We start from the raw sequence: 18875 nt of genomic DNA, 5'->3' as shown, positions 1-18875 counted from the left end.
GACCCAGGCCTCTCGGCCAGCGCTGTCCGATCCATGTCGATCAGTGGCGAGCTATCGGCCGCGATCGATGATCTTGACGCCAAGACCGGAGTTCCCGTGACGATCGCTAAATCCGTCAGGCGGCCAGGGGCGTCCTGCAGCGGCAGCGTAACCCCGTGCGCGGGGCTCAGCAAGCGTCGCCTATGTGCGACTTCTCGGTTTCTTCAGTTCGGTGATAGAGCCGCCCGGTGCTGTCTCCGGCGCGAACCTCCCTGTGCAGCTTCCAGGTACCTGGAACCGTGGGCTCGAGCTCCGATTCCGTCTCCAGATAGATCCAGGCATCCGTCGTCAGCCAGCCGTCTTCCAGGGCGTCACAGCAGGGGGCCGCGAGATCCTGACGAAAGGGGGGGTCGATGAAGGCCAGCGTCACCGGCCGGGGTGTGCCGGCGAGAAACGCCAGGGCATCGGCGATCGCGACCTCGGCGCGGGCGATGCCCAGGGTCGCCAGGTTATCGCTCAGCGCCCGGGCGACCCGCGGGTCGCGCTCCACCAGCACCGCCTGCGCGGCACCGCGAGACAGCGCCTCGAGCCCCAGGGCGCCGGTGCCGGCGAACAGGTCCAGCACCCGGGCGCCGGGGGTGGCCATGCCCAGCCAGTTGAACAGCGTCTCGCGGACGCGGTCCGGCGTCGGGCGCAGCCCGGGGCTATCCAGCACCGGGAGCCGGCGACGGCGGTGTTCGCCGCCGATGATACGCAGCTGGCCGGCGGGTCGCGGGGCTGCGCCCTTGCCGGAGCGGGAAGGTTTCGAGTGGCGGGGGGAGGGGCGTCGTCGGCTCATGGGCGCCGATTGTAGCGGGCGTCGTGTCCACAGTCATGGTGCGCGATGGTAGGATGTGGCGATTCGTTCATCCGCGAGGCTGAATCCCTACATGTTCGGTTTTCTCAAGCGCAAGAAGAAGCAGGAAGAGCAGCAGCAGGATCCCAAGGCGACGCCGGATGCTTCCGGCGAGGTCGAGCAGGAGGAATCTGGCGGCGCGCCGGCCGAGTCGCCGCGCGAGCCGGAGCCGGAGTCGGCGTCGGCGAGCGAGTCACAGGCCGTACCCGAGAGCGATGCTGAGCCCGTCGCGGCCGCGGAGCCCGAGCCCGCTGACGCGCCCGAGCCGCCCGTCGCCGATGCCGAGCCGGAACCCGCCGTGGCATCGGACGCGTCCTGGGCGGAACCCGAGGTGTCGGAATCAGGCGCCGAGCCTGTCGACGAGACCGATGCGGCGCCCGCGGCCGAGTCTGAACCCGAGCCGCCCGTCGCTGCGCAGCCTGAAGCGGCCGCCGAGCTCGCACCCGAGCCCGAGCCCGTCTCGGCACCCGAGGAGTCGCCCAGCACCGAGCCTCGCGAGAAGCCCAAGGCCCAGCTTCGCGAGAAGCCCAAGAGCGAGAAGAAGGGCTGGTTCGCGCGCATGCGCGAAGGGCTGGGCAAGACCCGCTCCAACTTGACCGAGGGGCTCGCCGGCCTCTTCCTCGGGCGCAAGCAGATCGACGACGACCTGATGGAGGAACTCGAGACCCAGCTGCTGCTGGCGGACGTGGGCATCGAGGCCACCACCCAGATCATCGACCGGCTCACCGAGCGGGTCTCGCGCAAGGAGCTCAAGGATCCCGAAGCGCTCTACAGGGCGCTGCAGGACGAGCTCGCGACCCTGCTCGAGGGTGTCACCGCGCCATTGGCACTACCGCCCAAGGGCGAGGGGCCGTTCGTGATCCTGGTGGTCGGCGTCAACGGCGTCGGCAAGACCACCACCATTGGCAAGCTCACCCAGCGCTTCCAGCGCGAGGGGCGCAGCGTGATGCTGGCCGCCGGCGATACCTTCCGCGCCGCCGCCGTGGAGCAGCTCAAGGTCTGGGGCGAGCGCAACGACGTGCCGGTGGTGGCCCAGCACACCGGCGCCGACAGCGCCTCGGTGGTCTATGACGCCCTGGCGGCAGCCCGCGCCCGCGGCGTCGACGTGCTGATCGCCGACACCGCGGGCCGGCTGCACAACAAGGCGCACCTGATGGAGGAACTCAAGAAGGTGCGCCGGGTGATGGGCAAGCTCGATGCCCAGGCGCCTCACGAGGTGATGCTGGTGCTCGACGCCGGTACCGGCCAGAACGCGCTCTCCCAGGCCGCCACCTTCAACGAGGCGGTGCCGGTTTCCGGCATCACTCTGACCAAGCTCGACGGCACCGCCAAGGGCGGCGTCATCTTCGCCCTGGCCCAGCAACTGGGCACGCCGATCCGCTTCATCGGCGTCGGCGAGACCCTGGATGACCTGCGGCCCTTCGACGCCCGGGAATTCGTCGACGCCCTGTTCGACCGCGACGACGCCTCGGCATGATCGCCTTCGAGCACGTCGGCAAGCGTTACGGCGGGCGCTTTGATGCGCTCGCCAATCTCGACTTCCGCGTGCGTCGCGGCGAGATGGTGTTTCTCACCGGCCACTCCGGTGCCGGCAAGAGTTCGCTGCTGCGCCTGCTGATGCGCCTGGAGCGCCCCAGCCGCGGGCGCATCCTGGTCGCCGGCCACGACATCGATCGCCTGCACGCCAGCCAGGTGCCTTTCTACCGGCGCCAGATCGGCGTGGTCTTCCAGGACCACCAACTGCTCTTCGACCGCTCGATCTACCACAACGTGGCGCTGCCGCTGGAGATCCAGGGCGCCGAGCCCCGCGAGGCGGCGCGTCGGGTGCGCGCGGCGCTGGACAAGGTGGGCTTGCTGCACCGCGAGAAGGCCTTGCCCATCGAGCTGTCCGGCGGCGAGCAGCAGCGTGTGGGCATCGCCCGGGCGGTGGTCAACAAGCCGGCCCTGCTGCTTGCCGACGAGCCCACCGGCAATCTGGACCCCCAGCTGTCAGCGGACATCATGGCGCTGTTCGAGGACTTTCATCGCATCGGCACCACGGTGATGGTGGCCAGCCACGACCTGGCGCTGATCGCCCGGCTGCGACATCGTACCCTGCGCCTCCAGGAGGGGCGCCTGGTGGCCGACGAGGAGGCCGCATGAGCCGAGAGACGCCATCTCGTCGTGGGGCCCGTGCCCAGCGGGCCACCGCCGGTGGCCGTTGGCGCAGCTGGCTGCGCCACCATCGCGCCATGTCGCTGGACAGCGCGAGCCGGCTACTGCGTCATCCTGTCGGCAGTCTGTTGACCATGCTGGCGATCGCCATCGCCCTGGTCCTTCCCGCCGGGCTGTGGCTGACTCTGGATGGGGCCCGATTGCTCGACGCCGAGCTGGACGAGAGTGCGACGCTCACCGTCTACCTGGAGAAGGACGTCGGAGCCGACGAAGCGGGGCGCATCGAGCAGGCGCTGGCGGCGCGCGAGGGCGTGGCGAGCACGCGGCTGATTACCGCCGCCGAGGGCATGGCCGAGTTCCAGCAGGCGTTGGGGCTCGAGGATGCCCTGGCACGATTGCCGGGCAACCCCCTGCCGGCCAGCGTGGTGATCCACCCGCAGGATCCTGCCCCGGCGGCGGTGCAGGGCCTGGCGGACGGCCTCGAAACGGTGGCCGGGGTCGAGGAAGTTCGCCTGGACCTGGCCTGGCTGGAGCGGCTGCGCCACCTGGCCGAGCTGGGGCGTCGGGTCGGTCTGGGGCTCGCCGTCCTGTTCGGGCTCGGGGTGCTGCTGGTGGTGGGCAATACCATTCGTCTGGCGGTGGAGAATCGTCGCCAGGAGATCGAGGTGGTGACCCTGATCGGTGCCACCCATGCCTTCGTGCGCCGCCCGTTCCTCTACAGCGGCGCCTGGTACGGGCTCGGCGGCGGCCTTCTGGCCTGGGGATTGCTGACGCTCGGCGGCGACTGGTTGGCTGCGCCGATAGCGGCCCTGGCGGCCAGCTACGGTGCCAGCTTTGCGCTTCCCGGCTTGGGTCTTGCAGGGTCGGCAATGCTGTTGGGCTGTAGTACACTGTTGGGCTGGTTGGGGGCGTGGATCGCCGTAAGCCGCCATCTGGCGCAGATCCGCCCCCGTTAGAAAACGCGGTCTCTCGACGCGAAGATCGCGGGAACCAAATCGAGAGCTCGCCGTCAAAGGCGGCGACTATAGGGATTCCAGTCACGGGATTCCACACACGGGCTTCGATGGAGACACCCTGCACATGAGCACCAGTCTTCTGCCGGTGGGCCACCTTTCCCCGGGCCACGACCTCAACGGTTATATCCAGGCGGTGAACGGCATTCCCATGCTGACCGTCGATGAAGAACGTGAGCTGGCCTACCGCCTGCACGACGAAGGCGATCTCGAGGCGGCACGCCGCCTGGTAATGTCGCACCTTCGCTTCGTGGTGCACATTGCGCGCAGCTATGCCGGCTACGGGTTGGCCCAGGCCGACCTGATCCAGGAGGGCAACGTCGGCCTGATGAAGGCCGTGAAGCGTTTCGACCCCAATCAGGGCGTGCGGCTGGTCTCCTTCGCCGTGCACTGGATCAAGGCCGAGATTCACGAATTCGTGCTGCGTAACTGGCGGATCGTCAAGATCGCCACCACCAAGGCGCAGCGTAAGCTGTTCTTCAACCTGCGCAGCGCCAAGAAGCGCCTGGCCTGGTTGAACACGGACGAGGTCGAGGCGATTGCCAAGGACCTCGACGTCAAGCCCGAGGTGGTGCGCGAGATGGAAGGCCGCCTGTCGGCCCACGACGCAGGGTTCGATGCCGCGCCGGGGGAAGACGAGGAGACCGCCTACCAGGCGCCGGTCCATTATCTGGACGACGCCAGCCAGGACCCCGCCACCCAGCTCGAGGACAGCGACTGGGAGGCCGATGCCACCCGACGCCTGCAGGTGGCCCTCGAGGGGCTGGACGAGCGCTCCCGAGACATCCTGCAGCAGCGCTGGCTGAGCGACGACAAGTCGACCCTTCACGAGCTGGCCGACGTTTACGGTGTGTCCGCCGAGCGTATCCGGCAGCTCGAGAAGAACGCCATGAAGAAGATCAAGCAGCAGCTCGGCGATACCCTGGCCGCCTGATGCCGCGGGTGCAGGCGCCGCACGAACAAAACCCCGGAGGCTACGGCCTGCGGGGTTTTGTTTTGCTCGGCACCCTCTTAGCGTTGTGGGCTTCGGGCTTCGGGCTTCGGGCTTCGGGCTTCGGGCTTCGGGCTTCGGGCTTCGGGCTTCGGGCTTCGGGCTTCGAGCTTCGATCTAAGCCGTCTGCACCGCCTCGCGCATCAACCTCGCCGACAGCGCCGGCCACTGGTCATCCCAGTGCTCGGTGGGCCGTCGGCGGAAGTCGCTGCGTACGTACTGGGCGATACGCCCCTCGGCCTGGGCGACCAGCAGGTTGGCGGCGGCCGGAATCGGCAGGGTGGGACGTAGCCCCTCGCGAAGCTCGGCCTCGCGCAGCACCTGCTTTAGCTGGGTCTCCAGGCGCTCGAAGAGCTGGTGGATGCGCTGTCGTAGCCTGGCCGTCTCGCCGGTCAGTACGTCGCCGCCGAGCAGTCGCGACAGCCCGGGGTTCTTCTCGGCGAAGGCCAGCACCAGGGTAAGGATCTGGCCGCAGCGGGGCAGTGCCTCGGGAACGTCCTCGAGGATGCGGGCGATGCGTTCGAACAGCGTCTGCTCGATGAACTCGATGAGCCCTTCGAACATTCGTGCCTTGCTGGGGAAGTGGCGGTAGAGCGCGGCCTCGGAGACGCCGACCTGGCGAGCCAGGGCGGCGATGGTGATGCGCTTGCCGCTGTCTTCCTCCAGCATCAGGGCCAGACCCTGGAGGATCTGCTCCCGGCGACTGGGGGTGGGGTTTGCCTGCGTCATAGCGTTATTTTCTTGTCGGTCCTTGAGAATCGGCCGGTCTCAGCCGGCCTTGGCGTCAGCGTGTCGTGTTGGTGATCAGGGTGCCTACTCCGGCGTTGGTGAAGATTTCCAGCAGGGTGGCGTGAGGTACCCGGCCGTCGACGATGTGGGCGCTGGCCACGCCACCCTTGACCGCGTCCAGGGCGCAGCGGATCTTCGGCAGCATGCCGCCATGGATGGTGCCATCGCCGATCAGGGCGTCGACCTGGGCGGTGGTCAGGCCGGTGAGCACTTCTCCCTCGGCGTTCATCAGGCCGGCGACGTTGGTCAGCAGCATCAGCTTCTCGGCGTCCAGGGCCTCGGCGACCTTGCCGGCCACCAGGTCGGCGTTGATATTGTAGCTGCGCCCGGCGGCATCGACCCCGATGGGGGCGATCACCGGGATGAAATCGCGGGCGGCGAGCATCTCGATCAGGTCGGTGGAGATGTGTTCCACCTCGCCGACGTGGCCGATGTCGATGATCTCGGAGGCGGCCATGTCGGGCGTCTTGTGCTCGACCTTGAGCTGCCGGGCGCGAATCTGGGCGCCGTCCTTGCCGGTCAGGCCGATGGCCTTGCCGCCACATTGGTTGATCAGGTTGACGATGCCCTTGTTGACCAGGCCGCCGAGCACCATCTCGACCACGTCCATGGTCTCGGCGTCGGTGACCCGCATGCCGTTGACGAAGCGTGACTCGATCTTGAGTTTCTCGAGCAGTTCGCCGATCTGCGGGCCGCCGCCGTGAACCACCACCGGATTGATGCCGACTTCCTTCATCAGCACCATGTCGCGAGCGAAGGAGTCGATCAGGGTGTCCTCGGTCATGGCGTTGCCGCCGTACTTGACCACCACGGTCTTGCCGGAAAAGCGCTGGATGTAGGGCAGTGCCTCGGAGAGCACCTCCACTACCTGGCGGGGGTCGCGGGTCTGTTCGGTCATCTCGTCCTGTCCTGATGGTGTCTGTTGAGCCGGTTCACTGCGGCAGTTCCAGATCCGGCGCCACTTGGGCGAGGGCGCCGGCGAAACGATCGCGGATGCGCGCCAGCGCGGCGTCGCTCTTGCCCTCGAAGCGCAGTACCAGCATCGGCGTGGTGTTGGAGGCGCGGCACAGTCCCCAGCCGTCCGGATAGTCGACGCGAATGCCGTCCAGGGTCGTCTTGATGCCATCCTCGCCGAAGTCGCTCTCCCGGGCCAGCCGATCCACCAGCTCGAACTTGGTGTCGTCCGTCACCGCGACGTTGATCTCGGGGGTGCCGATATCCTGGGGATAGCGGGCGAAGAAGGCGTCGGCGTCCTCCCTCTGGCGCGACAGCACCTCCAGCAGCCGGGCGGCGCCGTACAGGCCGTCGTCGAAGCCGTACCAGCGCTCCTTGAAGAAGATATGGCCGCTCATTTCGCCGGCCAGTTGGGCGCCGGTCTCCTTCATGCGCGCCTTGATCAGCGAGTGGCCGGTGCGCCACATCTCCGGGGTGCCGCCGGCCTCATCGATGACGCGGGCCAGGTTGCCGGTGCACTTGACGTCGAAGATCACCCGCGCGCCGGGGTTGCGCTCGAGCATGTCCTCGGCGAAGGCCATCATCAGGTGATCGGGGTAGATCAGCTGGCCCTGGGGCGTGATCACGCCCAGGCGGTCGCCGTCGCCGTCGAAGGCCAGGCCGATGTCGGCGTCGTGCTCGCGCACGGCGCGGATCAGGTCCTCGAGGTTCTCGGGCTTGCCCGGGTCCGGATGATGGTTGGGGAAGGTGCCGTCGATCTCGGCGAACAGCGGGATCGTCTCGGCGCCCAGGCGCTCGATAAGCGCAGGGCCGAGCTCGCCGGCCACGCCGTTACCGCAGTCCACCACCGCCTTGAGCGGGCGGGCCAGGGACGCGTCGCCGAGAATGCGGTCGAGATAGGCCTCACGCACGTCCTGCTCGTGCACCTCGCCGGCACCCTCGGCCAGGTCGCTTTCCTCGATCCGGCGGTGCAGATCGGTGATCGCCTCACCGGACAGAGTTTCGCCGCCGAGCACGATCTTGAAGCCGTTGTAGTCCGGCGGGTTGTGGCTGCCGGTGACCATCACCCCAGAGGCGGTGTTCTCCAGTTCGTGGGTGGCGAAGTAGAGCACCGGAGTCGGCACCATGCCGACATCGATGACGTCGCAGCCGCTGGCGGTCAAGCCGCGGGTCAAGGCCGCTTGCAGCCGGGGGCCGGAGAGACGTCCGTCGCGGGCGACGACCACCCGGGATTCGCCGCGGGCGAGGGCGGCGCTGCCGATGGCCTGGCCGATAGCCTCGACGCCGGCCTCGGTGAGGGTGTCGTCGACGATGCCGCGGATATCGTAGGCACGAAAGATCGAGGCCGGGGCCGGGCTCGTGCTGCTGTGGTTCATGTCGTCGTCCTTGTGCATGGGATGGTCGGCGTCAGTGACGGCCAGAAACGTTAGTGGCGCCCTGAGCTGCCGAAGCCGCCATCGCCGCGGGCGCTGGCATCGAAGTCGTCGACCACCTCGAGCTCGGCCTGAACTACCGGCACCAGCACGTACTGGGCCAGGCGCTCGAAGGGTTCCAGGGTGAAGGGGGTGTTGCCGCGGTTCCACACCGAGACCATCAGCTCGCCCTGGTAGTCGGAGTCGATCAGGCCCACCAGGTTGCCGAGCACGATGCCGTGCTTGTGGCCCAGGCCCGAGCGGGGCAGGATCATCCCGGCGAGGCTCGGGTCGGCGATGTGAATGGCCAGCCCGGTGCGAACCAGCTCGCAGTCGCCGGGCTCGAGCACCAGTGGGGCGTCGAGCAGGGCACGCAGGTCCATGCCGGCGGAGCCTTGAGTGGCGTAGTGGGGGAGGTGGTCGCGCATCCGCTCGTCGAGCAGCTTGACGGCGAGACGGGGACGGTCGGGAAAGGTCGGCATCGAATGTCTTCCAGGGAGTAAGGACGAAATCGGGGGGTGTCAGTCGGCGTCGTCGGCCAGCTGCGCCAGGGCCTGGCGGATGACGGCCTCGGCCAGCGCGATCTTGGGTTGGGGGGGCAGCTCGACCTGGCCGGTGGTATCGCCTTCCCGCCACAGCAGCAGGGCGGCGTTGTCGTCGGCGCCGAATCCGAGTCCGGCCCGGGACACGTCGTTGGCCACGACCATGTCAAGGCGCTTGCGCTCGAGCTTGTCGCGCGCATAGGTCGCCAGGTCCCGGGTCTCGGCGGCGAAGCCCACCACGTAGGGGCGGTCGGCGCGCGCGGCGATGGCGGCGATGATGTCGGGATTCTTGACCAGACGCAGGGTCAGGGTGTCCTCGCCCTCGCGCTTCTTGAGCTTGTGCTCGGCCGGCGTCTCGGCGCGAAAGTCCGCCACCGCGGCGCAACCGATGAACAGGTCGCATTCCCCCGCCAGACGCTGGGCGGCGTCATGCATCTCTTGCGCGCTTTCCACATCGAAGCGCTCCACGCCGGCCGGGGTGGGCAGCGCTACCGGGCCGCTGATCAGCTGCACCCGGGCGCCGAGCGCGGCGGCGGCGGCGGCCAGGGCAAAGCCCATCTTGCCGGAGCTGTGATTGGAGAGGTAGCGCACCGGATCCAGCGGCTCGCGGGTGGGGCCGGCGGTGATCACCACGCGGACCCCCTCGGCGGGCCGCTCGACGGGTGCCGACAGGGCGGCCAGGATGGCCTCGGGCTCCAGCATCCGACCGGGGCCCACGTCGCCGCAGGCCTGATCGCCGCTGTCGGGCCCCAGCAGCCGCCATCCATCGTCGGCCAGTCGACGGGCGTTGCGGGCGGTGGCCGGCTGACGCCACATGGCCTGGTTCATGGCCGGGGCCATGGCCTTGTCGGCGTCGCTTGCCAGGCACAGGGTGGTGAGCAGGTCGTCGGCGTGACCGTGGGCCAACCGCGCCATCAGGTCGGCGGTGGCCGGGGCGATCAGGATCAGGTCGGCCCAGCGGGCCAGCTCGATGTGGCCCATGCCGGCCTCGGCCTCCGGGTCGAGCAGCGAGGTGCGTACCGGTTCGCCGGTCAGTGCCTGCAGGGTCAGCGGGGTGATGAAAGCCTGGGCGCCGTCGGTCATCACTACGCGGACCTCATGGCCCGCCTGCTTGAGCAGCCGGGCGAGCTGCGCGCTCTTGTAGGCGGCAATGCCGGCGCTGATGCCGAGCAGGATGCGTCGAGGGGCATTGCCCCGGGAGCCGGAGGGTGTCGACATGGCGATATCCGAGCGAGAATCCGATCGCCTACCTTATCATCCGGCCGCACCCTTGCGTAGCCGCGTCCCGGCGGGGGCGAGGCTACACTGGTGTCAGGACGCCAGCATGGCAAGGAGGCCCGGATGTCGATTCGTGACTGGCCCGAGGGCGAACGCCCTCGGGAAAAGCTGCTGGCACTGGGGGCCGAGGCGCTCTCGGATGCCGAATTGCTGGCGATCTTCCTGCGCGTGGGCGTGACGGGACGTTCGGCGGTGGACCTGGCCCGCGATCTGCTGTCGGCCTTCGGCGGCCTGCGTCCGCTGCTCGAGGCCGATCGCACGCGGTTCTGCGCCGAGCGGGGATTGGGCGAGGCCAAGTTCGTCCAGCTCCAGGCCACGCTGGAGCTGTCTCGTCGCCATCTGGCCAGCCGCCTGGCGCGCGAAGGCGCGCTGACCTCTCCGGCGCTGGTGCGCGACTACCTCGCCTCACGGCTTCGTCATCTTGGCCATGAAGAGTTCGCCGCACTGTTCCTCGACAGCCAGCATCGGGTGATCCGCTTCGAGTCGCTGTTCCGCGGCACCCTGGACAGCGCTTCGGTGTATCCACGCGAGGTGGCGCGGCGCGCCCTGGAGCTGGGCGCCGGCGCGATCATCTTTGCCCACAATCATCCCTCCGGGGTGGCCGAGCCCAGCGACGCCGACCAACGCATCACCGAGCGGCTCAAGGAGGCGCTGGGCCTGTTCGAGATCCGGGTGCTGGACCATTTCGTGGTCGGCGATGGCGAGGTGGTGTCCTTTGCCGAGCGTGGGCTGCTATAATCCGCCGCGATCAAAACAGCAGTCGCAGTCGCGCTCGCCCGAGACGGACCTCAGGGGTCATGTCGATGGGCAGTGGCGCTGTATAATTCTGTACGTCGCTTGTCTGGCAGCGTTGACTCTGGTATAAAGTGCAGCCTTTGAATTCCCTTGGGTCAAATGACAGCGGGGTCGTCCCGGTTTTGCCCGACAGGTTTTGAACAATCAGGTATCCCTACCTGGCCAAGCGGTTGGAGGCTCTCATGTCCAAAGTATGTCAGGTTACCGGCAAGCGCCCGGTGACTGGTAACAACGTTTCACACTCCCAGCGCAAGACGCGTCGTCGTTTCGTGCCGAACCTGCACAGCCACCGTTTCTGGGTGGAGTCCGAGAAGCGCTTCGTCAGGCTGCGCGTCTCCTCCAAAGGCATGCGCATCATCGACAAGAAGGGCATCGAAGCGGTGCTCAGCGACATTCGCAAGCGCGGCGAAGCCGTCTAAGCGTTTCCATCAGGGAGAAGACTCATGCGTGACAAGATTCGTCTGGTGTCCAGCGCCGGTACCGGCCACTTCTACACCACCGACAAGAACAAGCGGAACACCCCGGACAAGATGGAAATGAAGAAGTTCGACCCGGTGGTTCGCAAGCACGTGATGTACAAGGAAGCCAAGATCAAGTAAGTCGGGATCCCCGCGGTTCCCGTGATCGCTTCCGCCGCAGGCCTCGGCCTGTCCTCAAGAACCCGGCCCGATGGTCGGGTTCTTGCGTATGATTGCTGCACGCCGCCCATAGCAGGTCGCCCCATGCCCGAGTTGCCCGAAGTCGAGACTACCCGGCGCGGTATCGCCCCGCACGTGGAGGGCCGCGAGATCACTGAAGTGATCGTGCGCCAGCCCCGCCTGCGCGTGCCGGTGCCGGATGACCTGGTTGATCGCCTGATCGGCGCACGCATCGGCACGTTGGATCGTCGCGCCAAGTACCTGCTGGTCCCGCTGGAAGGTGAAAAGGGCTCGCTGCTGTGGCACCTCGGCATGTCGGGCAGCCTGCGCGTCGCTCGGGTCGGCGAGCTGCCGAAGAAGCACGACCACGTCGATCTGGTGCTCGACGACGGCGCGGTGCTGCGCTATCACGATCCGCGCCGCTTCGGCTTCGTCGACTGGTTGGCCGGCGATGTCGAGCACGATCCGCGCCTGGCCCGCCTGGGGCCGGAGCCGCTCTCCGAGGCTTTCGACGGCGCGCGGCTGTTCGAGCTGTCCCGGCGCCGGCGCATGGCCGTGAAGCCCTTCCTGATGGACAATGCCGTGGTCGTCGGCGTCGGTAACATCTACGCCGCCGAGGCACTGTTCCTGGCCGGCATCGATCCCCGTCGCGCCGCCGGGCGCATCTCCCGCGAGCGCTACGATCGCCTGGCAGCCGCGGTGCGCGAGGTGCTGGCCGCGGCGATCACCCAGGGCGGCACCACCCTGCGCGATTTCGTCAGCGGCACCGGCGAGCCGGGCTACTTCGCCCAGCGGCTCAACGTCTACGGCCGTGACGGCGAGCCCTGCCGGCGCTGCGGCGCCGAGCTGCGCCTGGTCACCCTGGGCCAGCGAGCCAGCGTATTCTGCGGCGAGTGCCAGACCTGAGCACCGCCGTTATTCGATTCGATGCTCCGGCCCACGGCCGGCATTCCCTGAACGTCCCATGACGCCCACGATGAGAGCCACGACATGACCGCCCTACGCTCCCTGCGCCTGAAGAAGAATGCCGATCGCCGCCTCAAGGCGGGGCACCTCTGGCTGTACTCCAACGAGATCGACATCAAGGCCACGCCGCTCAAGGATTTCGCTCCCGGCGAGCAGGTCCAGGTCGAGGCCGCCAACGGCAAGGCGCTGGGCGTGGCCTACGTCAACGCCCACTCGCTGATCTGCGCGCGGCTGGTGTCCCGTGATCCGGGCATGCTGCTCGACCGCTCGCTGCTGGTCCACCGCCTGAACCAGGCGTTGGCCCTGCGCCAGCGCATGTTCGATAAGCCGTTCTATCGCCTGGTGCACGGCGAGGGCGACCTGCTGCCGGGGCTGATCGTCGACCGCTACGGCGACGTGCTGGTGGTGCAGCTCAACACCGCCGGCATGCAGGCGCAGCTCGAGCCGCTGCTCGATGCCCTGGACAAGGTCGTCTCCCCGAGCGCCGTGGTGCTGCGCAACGATACCTCCGGGCGCCGCCAGGAAGGCCTCGAGAGCCAGGTCGAAGTGGTCAAGGGCACGCTGCCGGAGGCGGTGGAGCTCGAGGAAAACGGCGTGCGCTTCGTCGCCCCGGTGCTCGACGGCCAGAAGACCGGTTGGTTCTATGACCACCGCGTCAACCGCGCCTGGCTCAACCAGCAGGTGGCCGGCAAGCGCGTGCTCGACCTGTTCAGCTACGTCGGTGGCTGGGGCGTGCAGGCCGCCGCCAGCGGCGCCAGCGAGGTGCTGTGCGTGGACGCCAGCGCTCCGGCGCTGGAGCGGGTCGCCGACAACGCCGCCCTCAACGGCCTGCACGAGCAGGTAGCGGTGGGCGAGGGCGATGCCTTCGAGGCCCTGGCTGCGCTCAAGGCCGACGGCGAGCAGTTCGACGTGGTGATCCTCGATCCGCCTGCCTTCATCAAGAAGCGCAAGGATATCCCCGCCGGCGAGCGCGCCTACGGCAAGCTCAATCGCGAGGCCATGCGTTTGCTGGGACGCGACGGTCTGCTGCTCTCGGCCTCCTGCTCGATGCATCTGGCGCCGGAGCGCCTGGTGGACGTGGTGCGCGGGGCGGCCCGCCATCAGGACCGCCATGCCCAGCTCCTGTTCCAGGGTCACCAGGGGCCGGATCACCCGGTGCATCCGGCGATCCCCGAGACCTCCTATCTCAAGACGCTCGGCGTGCGCGTCTTCCGCGACTGATCGAGGCCCTGAAGCGCGGGGCGCGCGTCCGGCGTGCCCCGTCTTCTTTCCCCGCGAGCGCCCATGAACGATTTCGCCTTCGTCCGCGTCTTTGCCCACTCGAATCCGCTGCTGGTCGGTCATGTGGCCAACCTGCTGGAGGTCGCCGGCATTCCCGTCGAGCGTCGCAATCAGACGCTGGGCGGTGGCGCCGGCGAGCTTCCGCCGGCGGAGTGCGAGCCGGAGGTCTGGGTGGCGCCTCATAACCGTGATCGGGCCGAGGCGCTGATTCATGACGCCCTCGAAGGCCGGGACGACCGTCCGGCCTGGACCTGTTCCGGCTGCGGTGAGCGCCTGGAAGGCGTGTTCGATGCCTGCTGGAACTGCGGCACTAGCCGGCCCTGAGTGCTTCCAGAGCGGGCCGCGACAAGGAGTACCTGCCATGTGCTGGGATCTGCCCGAGCCCTTCGTGATCGACCTGGAGGTCGAGGCGTCGGCCATCGATGCCTTCGGCCATGCCAACAACGCCGAGTACCTGCGCTGGGTGGAGCAGTCGAGCTGGGCGCACTCGGCGTCCCTCGGCCTGACCCTCGAGCGCTATCGCGAGCTCGACCGTGCCATGGCGGTGCAGCGTCACGAGCTGGACTACCTGGCGCCGGCGTTCGAGGGCGATGGCCTGCGGCTGGCCACCTGGATCGTCGCCTGCGACGGCCGCCTGACCCTGACCCGCCGCTTCCAGCTCTATCGTCCCGCCGATGGCCGTACCCTGCTGCGAGCGCGCACGCGTTTTGCCTGTATCGCGCTGTCCAGCGGCCGCCCCCGTCGCCTGCCCGAGGCCTTCCTGGCCGGCTATGGACGCGCGCTGGTGAAAGAGTGATCACTCTTGAAGGGATTTTCTGATTTCTGTCTCGCTGTTGGATATATGTTCTGAGCGAGGCGGCCTCTTCCTGGATTTTTTGTCTTTTTATTGCGTGATCTCTTCGTGATTGTCCTGCTGTGCTGTAATGAAGCGGTGAGTCACCTCATCCAACAATATGTCGTTCAACGACTCGGCACCGGAGGACCTCCCCATGCAGATCGCCGTCCCCAAGGAAATCAAGAATCATGAATATCGCGTCGCCCTGACCCCCAGCGGCGCCCGTGAACTGGTTGGCCGTGGTCACACGGTGACCGTCCAGGCCGGTGCCGGCGAGGGCGCCGGTTTCCCCGACGCCGACTACGAGGCGGCCGGGGCGCGGCTTGAGGCTGACGTGGCCAAGGTGTGGTCCGAGGCCGAGCTGATCCTCAAGGTCAAGGAACCCCAGCCCGAGGAGGTGGCACGCCTGTCTCGCGGCCAGACGCTGTTCACCTACCTGCACCTGGCCGCCGAGGAGCCGCTGACCCGTGGCCTGATGGAGAGCGGCGCTACCTGCATCGCCTACGAGACCATCACCGCGGCCCAGGGCGGCCTGCCGCTGCTGGCGCCGATGAGCACCGTGGCCGGGCGCATGGCCGTGCAGGCGGGCGCCCACAGCCTGGAGAAGGCCCAGGGCGGTGCCGGCATCCTGCTGCCGGGCGTGCCGGGCGTGGCGCCGGCCAAGGTGACCGTGATCGGCGGTGGCGTGGTCGGCGAGAACGCCGCGCGCATGGCGCTGGGATTGGGCGCCGAGGTGACGGTGCTGGACAAGTCCATCCCGCGCCTGGAGACCCTGGACGATCGCTACCAGGGCCGCATGAAGACCGTCTTCTCCACCGCCGACAGCCTGGAAGAGGCGGTTCGCGAGTCCGACCTGATCATCGGTGCCGTGCTGGTGCCCGGTGCCGCCGCGCCCAAGCTGATCACCCGGGCGATGCTGGCCGACATGAAGCCGGGCAGCGTGCTGGTGGACGTGGCCATCGATCAGGGCGGCTGCTTCGAGACCAGCAAGCCGACGACCCATGCCGAGCCGACCTACGTGGTCGACGGCGTGGTGCACTACTGTGTGGCCAACATGCCGGGCGCGGTGGCGCGCACCTCCACCCAGGCGCTGACCAATGCCACTCTGCCGTTCGTCGTCGCCCTGGCCGACAAGGGCTGGAAACAGGCGCTGGCCGATGACGCCCACTTCGCCCAGGGGCTCAACGTCCACGAGGGCCAACTGACCTATCGGGCCGTGGCCGAGGCCTTCGGGCTCGAGTACGTGGAGACCGCGCGGCTGATCGGCTGAGACCGCTCCGCGTACGGATCGGAAGGCCGGGACTCCCGTGAGGGAGCCCGGCCCTTTGCGGCATGCCGTCCGGCAGGTCGCCTTGACCGGGGCGCCGCGTTACCATAGCGGGCATTCGAGAGTCAGCTGAGTCCCGCATTCATGACCGCATCTTCCGACAAGACCCGTGTGCTGACGGGCATCACCACCACCGGCACGCCTCACCTCGGCAACTATGTCGGGGCCATCAAGCCCGCCATCGCGGCGAGCCAGGATCCCAGCGTCCAGTCCTACTATTTCCTCGCCGACCTGCACGCGTTGATCAAGTGTCAGGACCTCAAGCGCGTCCAGCAGTCGCGCCTGGAGATCGCCGCCACCTGGCTGGCGCTCGGCCTGGATACCGACAACGCCATCTTCTACCGCCAGTCGGACATCCCCGAGATTCCCGAGCTGACCTGGATGCTGTCCTGCGTCTGTGCCAAGGGACTGATGAACCGTGCCCATGCCTACAAGGCGGCGGTGGCCGACAACGAGGAGTCGGGCAGCCCCGATCCCGACCGCGGCGTCACCATGGGGCTGTTCGGCTATCCGGTGCTGATGGCGGCGGACATCCTGATGTTCAACGCCCACCGGGTGCCGGTGGGGCGCGATCAGATCCAGCATATCGAGATGGCGCGCGACATGGGCGGGCGCTTCAACCACCTGTTCAAGGGCCAGTTCTTCACCCAGCCCGAGGCGGTGGTGGACGAGCGCGTCCAGGTGTTGAACGGCCTGGACGGCCGCAAGATGTCCAAGAGCTACGAGAACACCATCCCGCTGTTCGTCTCCGAGAAGAAGCTGCAGAAGCTGGTGCGCAAGATCAAGACCAACTCGCTGGAGCCCGGCGAGCCCAAGGATCCGGATACCTGCACCCTGTTCCAGATCTATTCGGCGTTCGCCAGCGTCGAGGAAAGCGCGGCCATGCGCACCGAGTACGAGAACGGCATCGGCTGGGGCGAGGCCAAGAATCGGGTCTTCGAATATCTCAACGCCCACTTGCGCGAGCCCCGCGAGCGCTACCAGGCGCTGCTGGAGGATCCCGCTCACATCGAGACGGTGCTGCGCCAGGGAGCTGAGCGTGCCCGTGCCGAAGCCGCTCCCTTCATGGATCGCCTGCGCGAGGCGGTCGGGTTGGGCCGTTTCGTCTAGCCTGAGAGTCGCCCGTTTTTGCCTGCGCCGGTGTCATGGTCCATGGCCGAGGGACTGGCGTGATAGAGTAGCGAGCAAGACGCCGCCGAGCCGTGTTCGAAACGTCGGAGAGCGTAGACATTTCCTCGGACATGGCCAGAGCGTCACGGCCCGCATTCCCGACACAGCATGAGACGAACTTGATGACCAGCGAAGCCAAGCGCCCCCTCTATGTGCCCTACGCCGGACCTCCCTTGCTCGAAATGCCCCTGCTCAACAAGGGGAGCGCCTTTACCCGTGAGGAACGGTTCGAGTTCAATCTGATCGGGCTGCTGCCCCAGAACGTCGAGACCATCGAGGAGCAGGCCGAGCGGGCCTATCGCCAGTACCGCCAGTGCCAGACCGATCTGGACCGCCATATCTACTTGCGCGGCATTCAGGACGACAACGAGACGCTCTATTTTCGCCTGGTGTCCGAGCATCTCGAGGAGATGCTGCCGATCATCTATACGCCTACGGTGGGGCAGGCCTGCGAGGAATTCTCCAACATCTATCGCAACCACCGCGGGCTGTTCATCTCCTATCCCGATCGCGACCGCATGGATGACATCCTGCGCAGCGCCACCAAGGACCAGGTGAAGGTGATCGTGGTCACCGACGGTGAGCGCATTCTGGGGCTGGGCGACCAGGGCATCGGCGGCATGGGCATTCCCATCGGCAAGCTGTCGCTGTACACCGCCTGCGGTGGTATCAGCCCGGCCTACACCCTGCCGATCCAGCTCGACGTGGGCACCAACAACGAGGCGCTGCTGGCCGATCCCATGTACATGGGCTGGCGCCATCCGCGCATCGCCCAGGAAGACTACGACGCCTTCATGGCCGATTTCATCGGCGCCGTGAAGCGTCGCTGGCCGAACGTGTTGCTGCAGTTCGAGGACTTTGCCCAGACCAACGCCCTGCCGCTGCTCGAGCGCTATCGCGACGAGCTGTGCTGCTTCAACGATGACATCCAGGGCACCGCCGCGGTCTGTGTGGGCACTCTGATGGCGGCCTGTCAGGCCCGCGAAGAGGGCGTCGGCGATCAGCGGGTGGTGGTGGTCGGGGCCGGTTCGGCCGGCTGCGGCATCGCCGAGCAGATCGTGGTGGCGATGCAGGCCGAGGGGCTCACCGAGGCCGAGGCGCGACGGCGCATCTTCATGGTCGACCGCGAGGGGCTGGTGACCGGTAATCAGGAGTGGCTGCGCGGCTTCCAGCGTCGCCTGGCCCAGGACCCGGCACTGGTCGCCGACTGGGACGGCCAGTCGCTGTTGGAGGTGGTCAAGCAGGTCAAGCCGACCGTGCTGCTCGGGGTCTGTGGCCAGCAGGGTCTGTTCACCGAAGAGGTGATCCGCACCATGCACGCCGGCTGCGCCTCGCCGCTGGTGATGCCGCTGTCCAATCCCACCTCGCGCGTCGAGGCGGTGCCCGAAGACGTGATTCGCTGGACCGACGGCCATGCCATGGTGGCTACCGGCAGTCCCTTCCCGCCGGTGGAATACAAGGGCAAGCGCTACCCGATCGCCCAGTGCAACAACGCCTATATCTTCCCGGGCATCGGCCTCGGGGTGCTCGCCGCCAGGGCCGGGCGCATCACCGACGCCATGCTGATGTCGGCCTCCCGGGCCCTGGCCCGCGAGGCGCCGGTGGCCAAGACCGGTGAGGGGGCGGTGCTGCCGGCACTGTCCGACATTCGCGAGCTGTCCAAGGCCATCGCCTTCGAGGTGGCGGCCCAGGCCCAGCATGAGGGCGTGGCGTTGCAGTCCGACGCCCAGACCCTGCGTGACGCCATCGAGCGCAACTTCTGGACGCCGGCGTATCGTCGCTATCGTCGCCGGTCGTTCTGACGTCTGGCTGCGGGCTGCGAGTCAAGGGAGCTTCGGGCTAAGGGCCACGAGCTA

The 18875-nt window shown here is 67.7% G+C and carries 20 protein-coding genes; 14 read left to right on the top strand and 6 right to left on the bottom strand.

Annotated elements, in window-relative coordinates:
* Positions 1-166 precede the first annotated feature (166 nt).
* Positions 167-817 (bottom strand): 16S rRNA (guanine(966)-N(2))-methyltransferase RsmD, encoded by a 651-nt coding sequence (gene rsmD / locus FHR96_RS15845; RefSeq protein WP_183388700.1) that lies wholly within the window; start codon positions 815-817, stop codon positions 167-169.
* A gap of 91 nt (positions 818-908) precedes the next feature.
* Between rsmD and ftsY the strand changes: the two genes are divergently transcribed.
* The 4 genes from ftsY (at position 909) to rpoH (ending at position 4975) form a co-directional block, all read left to right on the top strand.
* Complete coding sequence (gene ftsY / locus FHR96_RS15840; RefSeq protein WP_183388717.1) at positions 909-2351, top strand: signal recognition particle-docking protein FtsY; 1443 nt, start codon at positions 909-911, stop codon at positions 2349-2351.
* The gene (gene ftsE / locus FHR96_RS15835; RefSeq protein ID WP_183388699.1) at positions 2348-3016 is read left to right on the top strand and encodes a cell division ATP-binding protein FtsE; all 669 of its coding nucleotides are present in this window, start codon (positions 2348-2350) and stop codon (positions 3014-3016) included. The genes ftsY and ftsE overlap by 4 nt, the downstream gene beginning before the upstream one ends.
* Positions 3013-3984 (top strand): permease-like cell division protein FtsX, encoded by a 972-nt coding sequence (gene ftsX / locus FHR96_RS15830; protein WP_183388698.1) that lies wholly within the window; start codon positions 3013-3015, stop codon positions 3982-3984. Before ftsE ends, ftsX begins: the two co-directional genes overlap by 4 nt.
* Positions 3985-4108: 124 nt before the next feature.
* The gene (gene rpoH, locus FHR96_RS15825) at positions 4109-4975 is read left to right on the top strand and encodes an RNA polymerase sigma factor RpoH (RefSeq protein ID WP_183388697.1); all 867 of its coding nucleotides are present in this window, start codon (positions 4109-4111) and stop codon (positions 4973-4975) included.
* A 174-nt stretch (positions 4976-5149) separates the two neighbouring features.
* On the opposite strand, the gene slmA is transcribed toward rpoH, so the two are convergent.
* The 5 genes from slmA to coaBC are packed head-to-tail and all read right to left on the bottom strand — an operon-like array spanning position 5150 to position 9947.
* A complete protein-coding gene (gene slmA / locus FHR96_RS15820; protein WP_183388696.1) occupies positions 5150-5761 on the bottom strand; it encodes a nucleoid occlusion factor SlmA in 612 nt (203 codons plus the stop codon).
* A 55-nt stretch (positions 5762-5816) separates the two neighbouring features.
* Complete coding sequence (argB, locus tag FHR96_RS15815) at positions 5817-6719, bottom strand: acetylglutamate kinase (RefSeq protein WP_183388695.1); 903 nt, start codon at positions 6717-6719, stop codon at positions 5817-5819.
* Positions 6720-6753: 34 nt separating this feature from the next.
* Positions 6754-8151, bottom strand: a complete 1398-nt coding sequence (locus FHR96_RS15810) for a phosphomannomutase/phosphoglucomutase (protein ID WP_183388694.1) — start codon at positions 8149-8151, stop codon at positions 6754-6756.
* 50 nt (positions 8152-8201) lie between these two features.
* Positions 8202-8669: a dUTP diphosphatase gene (gene dut, locus FHR96_RS15805; RefSeq protein ID WP_183388693.1), complete on the bottom strand. Its 468-nt coding sequence runs from the start codon at positions 8667-8669 to the stop codon at positions 8202-8204.
* 39 nt (positions 8670-8708) lie between these two features.
* Complete coding sequence (gene coaBC / locus FHR96_RS15800; RefSeq protein WP_183388692.1) at positions 8709-9947, bottom strand: bifunctional phosphopantothenoylcysteine decarboxylase/phosphopantothenate--cysteine ligase CoaBC; 1239 nt, start codon at positions 9945-9947, stop codon at positions 8709-8711.
* A 123-nt stretch (positions 9948-10070) separates the two neighbouring features.
* On the opposite strand from coaBC, the gene radC reads away from it, so the two are divergent.
* From radC to FHR96_RS15750, 10 genes are all read left to right on the top strand, one after another.
* Positions 10071-10745: a RadC family protein gene (gene radC, locus FHR96_RS15795; protein ID WP_183388691.1), complete on the top strand. Its 675-nt coding sequence runs from the start codon at positions 10071-10073 to the stop codon at positions 10743-10745.
* Positions 10746-10984: 239 nt separating this feature from the next.
* Positions 10985-11221 carry a 50S ribosomal protein L28 gene (rpmB, locus tag FHR96_RS15790; RefSeq protein ID WP_126483875.1) on the top strand — a complete coding sequence of 79 codons (237 nt, stop codon included), beginning with the start codon at positions 10985-10987 and terminating at the stop codon, positions 11219-11221.
* A gap of 24 nt (positions 11222-11245) precedes the next feature.
* Positions 11246-11401: a 50S ribosomal protein L33 gene (rpmG, locus tag FHR96_RS15785; RefSeq protein WP_016856547.1), complete on the top strand. Its 156-nt coding sequence runs from the start codon at positions 11246-11248 to the stop codon at positions 11399-11401.
* 123 nt (positions 11402-11524) lie between these two features.
* Positions 11525-12346: a bifunctional DNA-formamidopyrimidine glycosylase/DNA-(apurinic or apyrimidinic site) lyase gene (gene mutM, locus FHR96_RS15780; protein ID WP_183388690.1), complete on the top strand. Its 822-nt coding sequence runs from the start codon at positions 11525-11527 to the stop codon at positions 12344-12346.
* Positions 12347-12430: 84 nt separating this feature from the next.
* A complete protein-coding gene (locus FHR96_RS15775; RefSeq protein WP_183388689.1) occupies positions 12431-13627 on the top strand; it encodes a class I SAM-dependent rRNA methyltransferase in 1197 nt (398 codons plus the stop codon).
* A gap of 63 nt (positions 13628-13690) precedes the next feature.
* Positions 13691-14011 (top strand): putative signal transducing protein, encoded by a 321-nt coding sequence (locus FHR96_RS15770; RefSeq protein ID WP_183388688.1) that lies wholly within the window; start codon positions 13691-13693, stop codon positions 14009-14011.
* Positions 14012-14048: 37 nt separating this feature from the next.
* Entirely contained in the window at positions 14049-14483 is a 435-nt protein-coding gene (locus FHR96_RS15765; protein WP_183388687.1) for an acyl-CoA thioesterase, read from the top strand.
* Between the two features lie 193 nt (positions 14484-14676).
* Positions 14677-15792 carry an alanine dehydrogenase gene (gene ald / locus FHR96_RS15760; RefSeq protein WP_183388686.1) on the top strand — a complete coding sequence of 372 codons (1116 nt, stop codon included), beginning with the start codon at positions 14677-14679 and terminating at the stop codon, positions 15790-15792.
* A 141-nt stretch (positions 15793-15933) separates the two neighbouring features.
* Positions 15934-16959 (top strand): tryptophan--tRNA ligase, encoded by a 1026-nt coding sequence (gene trpS, locus FHR96_RS15755; RefSeq protein WP_183388685.1) that lies wholly within the window; start codon positions 15934-15936, stop codon positions 16957-16959.
* 182 nt (positions 16960-17141) lie between these two features.
* Positions 17142-18821: an NAD-dependent malic enzyme gene (locus tag FHR96_RS15750; RefSeq protein ID WP_183388684.1), complete on the top strand. Its 1680-nt coding sequence runs from the start codon at positions 17142-17144 to the stop codon at positions 18819-18821.
* Positions 18822-18875: the final 54 nt, after the last annotated feature.

Source organism: Halomonas organivorans (genome assembly GCF_014192055.1).
GTDB lineage: Bacteria > Pseudomonadota > Gammaproteobacteria > Pseudomonadales > Halomonadaceae > Halomonas > Halomonas organivorans.
This window is presented reverse-complemented; position numbering and strand designations above follow the sequence as displayed.